Here is a 1,443-nt window from a genome sequence, read left to right as displayed (position 1 = left end):
ATACATGCTCCTGGTAGAGGAAGGGATGGCCGTCGCGCAGCGTCAGGATCTTGTCGACCGAAGCGCCCATCACCTCGTGCCGCAGGCGATAGACGGCGCGCCAGCCATCGTCGGTCGCGACACTTTCGACGACATCCCAGGCGCTGTTGGCCGTCCAGCCATGCAGCGGCGCTTCCTCGACATCGCTGCGCGAAAACGGCGCGCAGAGGAAATCGCCGGACAGCCGAACCGTGCCTTCCGGCAGGTCTTTCGGCAGCGTCTCGTTCGCATCGACCCAGGGCGCGCGATGCAGCGGCTTCAGCTGCCGCCCGCCAGCCTCGACGACCATGTCGGCGATGTGGCCGACCGTGAGGTCGAGCGAAACCGAAATGCCTCTGGCCTTGATGGTGTGGATGGTCATTGCGCTGTCACCGATTCTGAAGGCGCAAACTGAACCGTTCGGCGGCGGTTGCGCAAGCGCCGCGACAGGCATTTTGCATCGCGCACCTTCACCTTCCCCACAAGGGGAGGGTGAGCTACTGTCGCTTGTATTCCCGCACCGGCGACTTGGTGTCGTCGGTGTAGGTAACCTGCACCGACATCGATTTCACGCTGTCGGCGACCTTGAAATAGGGCTGGTAATCGTAGGGGATGGCGTAGGGGTCCTTCTTGTCGCAAGGCGGCATCTTGATCTCCTTGTCGAGGGCCGCGCCGTTCAGGCTGTAATGCACCTGTTTGATGGCGCAGCGGTAGGACAGCATCTGGGTGAAATAGACCAGGCCGTGGTTGCCGCTGGCATCGAAGGCGATCCACGAGGTCCAGAACTGGTCGAGGATCTGCTTGTTGCCTTGCTGAAGCGCTGTCTCGGGGTCGAAGCGGATGTCGAACGGGCCGGTCTCGCGGCCCCTGATGTCGAGATATTTGATCGCAATGATCCCCGCCACGGTGCTGTCGGGTATCTCGAAGCTCGGATTGGCCATCGGCTTGCCGGTGGTCTGGTCGTTCATGGCCAGGAAACCGGTGTCGGTGAAAGGACCGCTGTCGCCCATGCGCCAGGAGATGGCGGTCGCCGGCTCGGGCAGCGAGATGGTCATCGACCAGCCCTGGTTGGAGCGCATCGGCGTCAGCGAAGGCACGAAGCGGGCGGGGTCGAGCACGTCGCCAAGCGCCGCCAGCCGGCTGCGGCTGCGGTCCAGCCAGTCGGCCAACTGCGTCTGGTCGACGAAATATTTGAGCAACCCGCCATCCTTTTCGTAGGACGTGAACTTGGTCAGCGCCTTGGCCTCGTTGCGCTTGTCGGCCAGCGTCTGGGCGCCGAGGCGGTCTTCGGAAAACTCCTGCGCCAACAGGAAATAGGCCGGCGCGAAATCTGGATTGGCTGATATGAAGACGTTGAGCTTGTCGAGGCGCTGGGCGTCGTCGAACTGCTGGATATGCACCAGCTTGATCGACAGCGCCTTGCCC

2 pseudogenes are annotated in these 1,443 nt (G+C 62.8%); both read right to left on the bottom strand.

Annotation, left to right across the window (positions count from 1 at the left end):
• Positions 1-400: pseudogene (locus ENZ75_RS31690) on the bottom strand (hypothetical protein); the annotation flags it as partial.
• A gap of 115 nt (positions 401-515) precedes the next feature.
• Positions 516-1,443 (bottom strand): annotated as a pseudogene (locus ENZ75_RS31685) (methyl-accepting chemotaxis protein); the annotation flags it as partial.

The organism is Mesorhizobium sp. M7A.F.Ca.CA.002.04.1.1, assembly GCF_004022805.1.
GTDB classification, from domain to species: Bacteria; Pseudomonadota; Alphaproteobacteria; order Rhizobiales; family Rhizobiaceae; genus Mesorhizobium; species Mesorhizobium ciceri.
Note: the sequence above shows the minus strand (reverse complement) of the source record. Positions and strands in the feature narration are given on the sequence as shown.